Annotated in this window: 7 protein-coding genes; 2 read left to right on the top strand and 5 right to left on the bottom strand. The window is 73.2% G+C overall.

Annotated elements, in window-relative coordinates:
• The 5 genes from ACOJUF_RS25580 to ACOJUF_RS25560 all read right to left on the bottom strand — a co-directional run.
• Positions 1-506, bottom strand: a 506-nt coding sequence (locus ACOJUF_RS25580) for a hypothetical protein (RefSeq protein WP_420124623.1), incomplete at its 3' end; no start/stop codon positions are given.
• Positions 503-1339 (bottom strand): ethanolamine utilization protein EutJ, encoded by an 837-nt coding sequence (gene eutJ, locus ACOJUF_RS25575; protein ID WP_420124622.1) that lies wholly within the window; start codon positions 1337-1339, stop codon positions 503-505. The genes ACOJUF_RS25580 and eutJ, both read right to left, overlap by 4 nt.
• A 1-nt stretch (position 1340) precedes the next feature.
• Positions 1341-2738 (bottom strand): aldehyde dehydrogenase family protein, encoded by a 1398-nt coding sequence (locus ACOJUF_RS25570; RefSeq protein WP_420124621.1) that lies wholly within the window; start codon positions 2736-2738, stop codon positions 1341-1343.
• A gap of 161 nt (positions 2739-2899) precedes the next feature.
• A complete protein-coding gene (locus ACOJUF_RS25565) occupies positions 2900-3208 on the bottom strand; it encodes a BMC domain-containing protein (protein ID WP_420124620.1) in 309 nt (102 codons plus the stop codon).
• A 71-nt stretch (positions 3209-3279) separates the two neighbouring features.
• Positions 3280-3591 (bottom strand): EutN/CcmL family microcompartment protein, encoded by a 312-nt coding sequence (locus tag ACOJUF_RS25560; RefSeq protein WP_420124619.1) that lies wholly within the window; start codon positions 3589-3591, stop codon positions 3280-3282.
• A 214-nt stretch (positions 3592-3805) separates the two neighbouring features.
• Between ACOJUF_RS25560 and ACOJUF_RS25555 the strand changes: the two genes are divergently transcribed.
• Positions 3806-4819: a DUF7064 domain-containing protein gene (locus ACOJUF_RS25555; RefSeq protein ID WP_420124618.1), complete on the top strand. Its 1014-nt coding sequence runs from the start codon at positions 3806-3808 to the stop codon at positions 4817-4819.
• Positions 4812-5409, top strand: a 598-nt coding sequence (locus ACOJUF_RS25550; protein WP_420124617.1) for an HAD family hydrolase, incomplete at its 3' end; no start/stop codon positions are given. The genes ACOJUF_RS25555 and ACOJUF_RS25550, both read left to right, overlap by 8 nt.

Raw genomic sequence — 5409 nt, 5'->3', positions numbered from 1 at the left:
GCCTTCTCCGCCTCGTTCGCGGCGATGGCGATGTAGGCCGCCGGGGCGACCTCCATCACGAACAGGCTCTGCCCGGGCATCATCATCGAGCCCTTGCGCCATTTGTTGAGCAGCTGGGCCTGGTACGGGTGCACGTTGGTGATGAACTGTGTCGAGGCGATCACCGGCCTGAGGCGGTCGGTCTCGGTCATGCCCAGCTCGTCGAGCACCGCCTGCCCGGAAGCCAGCACCTCGGCCTGCTGCTCGGAATGGATCTCCAGCAGGCCGAACTCGCGCTCGATGATCTGCAGCGCCGGCCGCACCCCCGCGGCCTTGAGCGCGACGTCGGCGGCCCGGAAAACCTCGTTGCCGGGCGCCATCTCGATGTACAGCTCGGCCATTCCGGCCAGCGGCACGTCACCGGGGCTGGTCGCGGCGATGTGCGCGGCACACTGCGGCTGCATCCGGTCGACGAAGGCGTACGTCCGCAGCGTGGGCCGGCCGGCCGTCCCGCCCGGGGCGCTCACGGCGCCGACCTCGCGATCCCGACGGGGGTGATGAGCAGGGCGTGCGGGTAGGTGACCACGGTGCGCTCCAGGTAGGCGGCCAGCACGTCCCCGGTGCCCGGCAGCATCAGCGCGCCGCCGGCCAGGTGCAGCGGCAGGTCGGCCGCGTCGGGGGTGAGAGCCCGGATGTTCTCGGCGATGCGATGCAGGCCGGGGACCAGGATGGGGAAGGACTCGGTGGGGTGGGTGCGCTTGTAGGGCTCGGCGTCCTCCAGGGCCAGGCCGAGCGCGCCGGCCAGCATGAGGTCCAGATGGTGGCCGCCGCCGGGCCGGTCGTCCAGGGCGACCAGCTCGCCGTCGCGGAACACGCCGACCCCGGTCGAACCGCCGCCGACGTCGACCACCACACCGTCGCGCACGTCCAGGGTCCGGTGCGCCGCCGTCACCTCGTCGACCAGCTCGACGGAGTCGAAACCGGCGGCCTCGCAGACGAACCGGCAGGCCCGGGCGTCACCGACCGGGATGCACGGCGGGTAGGCGGTGGCGGCGCCGGTGAGCGGGACGCCCAGGGCCGCCTCGGCCCGCTGCCGGAGCCGGCCGACCGTGGCGGTCGCCCGGGCAAAGTCGACGACGACACCGTCCCGCAGCGCGCCCGACGGTTCCGCACCCACCCAGACCGGCCGCTCCCCGGCCAGCACGACCAACACGCACGTCGCCGTGCCCAGGTCGACCCCGACCCGCAGCGGGCCGTCCGGCGTTGGCCCGCCGGCCGGGTCGCTCGGGCCGCCGGCGGCCAGCAGCGCCGCCGCCGCGCCGAGCACCCCGTCCACCGATGTCATGGTCGAAACCGGCATCTCACAGCTCCACCGGGTCGTAGACGGTGCGCCAGGGCCGGACCTCGTGCGCGATCCGCTTGATGTTGATCAGGTGCAGGGGCGTCACGTTGTCCGAGCAGATGGACCCGCTCCAGGTCCCGGTGCCCAGCTGGAACGACGGGTCGACCTCGGCCGAGAAGCCCATGCCACCGAACAGGGCGGGTGTGTTGATCAGGATGCGACCGGCCCGCAGGGTGGCGAAGGGGGCGATCTCGTCCGGGTCGGCGGCATGGACCGCGGCGGTGTGCCCCTCACCGCCCAGGGCGAGGATCTCCCGGCAGCGGGCGAGGCCGGCGCCGGGATCGGCCGCGGTGTACACCGACAGCACCGGTCCGAGGATCTCCCTGGACAGCGGGACGTCGGCGCCGACCGTGTCGAGCCGGGCGGCCAGCACCCGGGTGGCCGGCGGGACCGGGAAGCCGCACCGCTGCGCGAGGGTGACCGCCGACTGGCCGACCGAGGCGGGCCGCATCGCCCCGCGCTCGTCGAACAGCAGGCGGGCCAACGCCTCCTGCTGGGCCGCGTCCAGCCAGTGCGCGCCCCGCTCGGCGAAGGCGCTCAGGAACGGCCCGGCCACCGCGTCCGCGACGACCACCGACTGCTCGGCCACGCAGGCGGTCCCGTTGTCGAACGACTTGGAGGTGATGATCATCTCGGCCGCCTCGGCCGGGTCGGCGACGCTGACGCCCACGTACGCGGGCACGTTGCCGGCCCCGACGGCGATGGTCGGCTTGCCGCTGGAGTAGGCGGCCCGCACCATCCCCGGGCCGCCGGTGGCCAGCACCAGGGCGATCTCCCGGCTGCGCATGAGTTCGGCCGTGGCCGGCAGCGTCGGGTTCTCCAGGCAGGAGATCAGGCCCTCCGGGGCGCCGGCGGAGACGGCGGCCTCGGCCATGATCTGCGCGGCGCGCAGCGTGCAGCGGGCGGCGCGGGGATGCGGGGCGTGCACGATCGCATTGCCCGACTTGACCGCGGCCAGGCTCTTGAACAAGGCCGTCGACGTCGGATTGGTCACCGGGATGATGCCGGCGATGACGCCCATCGGCGTCCCCACCGCGGTCACCCGGGCCGCCTCGTCCACCCACAGCACGCCCACCGCGCGGCGCTGCAGCATCCAGCGGGCGACGAAGCCGGTGTTGTACCGGTTCTTGTAGATCTTGTGTTCGTAGACGCCGTACCCGGTCTCGTCGACGGCCAGCCGGGCCAGTTCCTCGGCCGCCCGGGTGCCGGCCGCGGCCATCGCCCGGACGTAGCGGTCCAGCGTGGCCTGATCGGCACCCTCGAGCGCGTCGAAAGCGCGGCGGGCGGCGCGGGCCTTGGCCCGGACGTCGGCCAGGCCGGCGAGGTCGGCGTCCAGGCCGTCCAGCAGGGCAGTCATCAACGCACCTTCACGGTCGGAGGGAGATCACCACGGGGGCCGCGTGTCGGGGGACCGCCCGTCCGGCGCGCGGGGCGCCCCGGACGGGCGGACGACGGGCCGGACCGGCGGTCGGTCCGGGCGTCAGTGGTGGGCGGGCGCGGGCCGGGGCCGGCGCACGATCAGCCCTTCGGCCGGGTGAGAATGGCCAGGATTCCCTCGGTCTCCTCGTGCGGCCGTGGGATGACGTGCACCGAGACGACCTCGCCGGCCTTGCCCGCCGCGACGGCCCCGGCGTCGGTGGCCGCCTTGACCGCCCCCACGTCGCCGCGCACCATCACCGTCACCAGGCCGCCGCCGATCTCCCGGTGCCCGACGATCTGCACGTTGGCCGCCTTGACCATCGCGTCGGCCGCCTCGATCGCGCCGACCAGGCCCTTGGTCTCGATCAGGCCGAGCGCGCCGCGCGGTCCGGACGTGGCTGTCGTCATGGGGTCCTCCAGTGTGGGTGCGACGCTGCGGGTGTGGTGCGGCCGGCGGCGGGGGTGCCCGGCGCGGGAGTTCACGACTTGCGGTAGGTGACGGTGCCCCGGTCGACGACGGTGTCGGCGATGCCGACAACCGCACGGTCGGTGGGACAGGCGCCGCCGGTGACCGCGCTCGCGGCGGCCGAGGCGGTGCTGCCCCCGACGACCAGCACCAGTTCCCCGACCCCGGCCCCGACCAGATCGACCGCGACGTACGGCAGGTGCGCCGGATCGCCGTCGCCGGACGGGCCGGCTCCCTCGTCCCGGACGACCAGCAGGGTGAACCGGTCGAGTCCGGGCTGCTTGACGGTGGCGACCACCTGACCGAGCACCGTGGCCAGCCGCATGCCCGATCCACCTCCAGCGCCGTCGCCGTTCCGGCCCGGTCCCGTGATCCACCGGCTGAACGGACGGTAGGGTCGCCCGGCCCCGCCGAGCGTTATCCCGATCGGACAACGTCCCGGGGTGTGGTTGTCCACCGGCGGCATGGCCGGTGACCGGGCCGGGGGAGAGTGTGACCCGGCAGCAGCGTGGCCGCGTCGAGATGAAGGAGAGTCATCGGTGATCCGTCCCGAGGACGCCCAGTTCCACCGCCCGACCAGCGACGACCCGCTGTGGTCGGAGACCAACTACTTCGGCCTCTACGCCGGGCAGGACACCGATCGGCCGATGAACATCGGGGTCTACGGACTGTTCCGGGAGCCGTTGGGCGTGCTCGGATCGACGGTCTCGATCAACAGCCGCCGGGTGACGATGCCGTGGGCGGCCGACTACTGGGACGCCTGGCAGCATCTCGTCGTCCCGCAGCCGTCGGATCTGCTCGACTACTCGCTGGCCAACGGGCTGCGCGTCCGGTGCACCCAGCCGAACATGGTCTGGGACGTCGACTTCTCCGACGCCGCGGCCGGGCTGGAACTGCACTTCCGCTACACCGCCCTGATGGCGCCGTACGACATCAACGATCCGGCGCAGGACCCGATGGCGGCCGGCCGCGACCTGGACCTGACCTGGGGTCATGCCTATGCCGGTCACTTCGACCAGACCGGGCACTACGAGGGCGAGATCGAGTTGCGCGGCGTCCGCACGCCGATCGACTGCGTGTCCACCATGGACCACAGCTGGGGGGTCCGCGCGGAACGGCAGACGTCCCGGCTGTCCTGGCTGCACGCGCACTTCTCCCGGGATCTGGTCGTGCACGGCCTGTTCGACTTCTCCACCGCCGGCGGTCCGGATGCGCCCTCGGCGCTGACCATGACCCACGGCTACGTGCTGGAGAAAGGGCAGGTGTTCGGGCTCACGGGCGGCGGCGGGACGACCGACCGCACCGGGTTCTACCCCGAACGGGTCGCCCTGTCCGTCGTCGACAGCGCGGACCGCGCCTGGGAACTGACCGGGACCGCGCTCACCACGTTCCCGTGGCAGTCGCAGCCGGGCGTGGTCGGTCACAACAGCCTGCTGCGGTGGGAGATGGACGGGCGGACCGGGTACGGCGAGGCGATGGACTTCGTCGGGCTCGGTGAGCTGGGCGAGGTGTACCACCGCCTCCACCAGGCGGAGGTCGTCGCCCGTGCCTGAGGCGCCGGTGCGGGCGGTGATCTTCGACCTCGACGGCACGCTGGTGCAGACCCGGGTGGCGTCGTGGGAGATCTTCCGCCGCATCGACGAGCGGTTCGGGCTGGGGGTCGACCGCCCCGAGAAGTACTTCGAGCTGTTCAACGGCAACGTGTTCCGCTCGATCCGGCGGCTCTGCCGGGACGACGACCAGGCCGAGCAGGTCACCGGGGCGTTCCTGGAGCTGCTGCGGACCGACTACACGCCGCCGCTGGTCCCCGGGGTCGCCGAGGTGGTCCGCCGGCTCGCCACCGACTGCACGCTGGCGGTGATGTCGTCCAACGCGATGGCGGTGCTGCGCCGGGTGCTGGTGACCAACGACCTCGCGTTCTGTTTCGCGCACGTCTTCGGCGGGGACGTCGCCCCGGACAAGACGACGGCCATGCGCAGCTTCCTGGCCGACGCCGGGAACGGTTACGGCCGGCGGTGTGCGGCGGACTACGACGAGGCGGCCGCCCGGCGGGACGCCGACCCGGCCAGCACCGTGCTGGTCACCGACACGGCGGGTGACGTCAAGGACGCGCGGGCCGTCGGCATCCGCGCCGTCGGGGTGG

This window comes from Nakamurella sp. (assembly GCF_048594475.1).
In the GTDB taxonomy this organism is placed as follows: Bacteria; Actinomycetota; Actinomycetes; order Mycobacteriales; family Nakamurellaceae; genus Nakamurella.
Note: the sequence above shows the minus strand (reverse complement) of the source record. Positions and strands in the feature narration are given on the sequence as shown.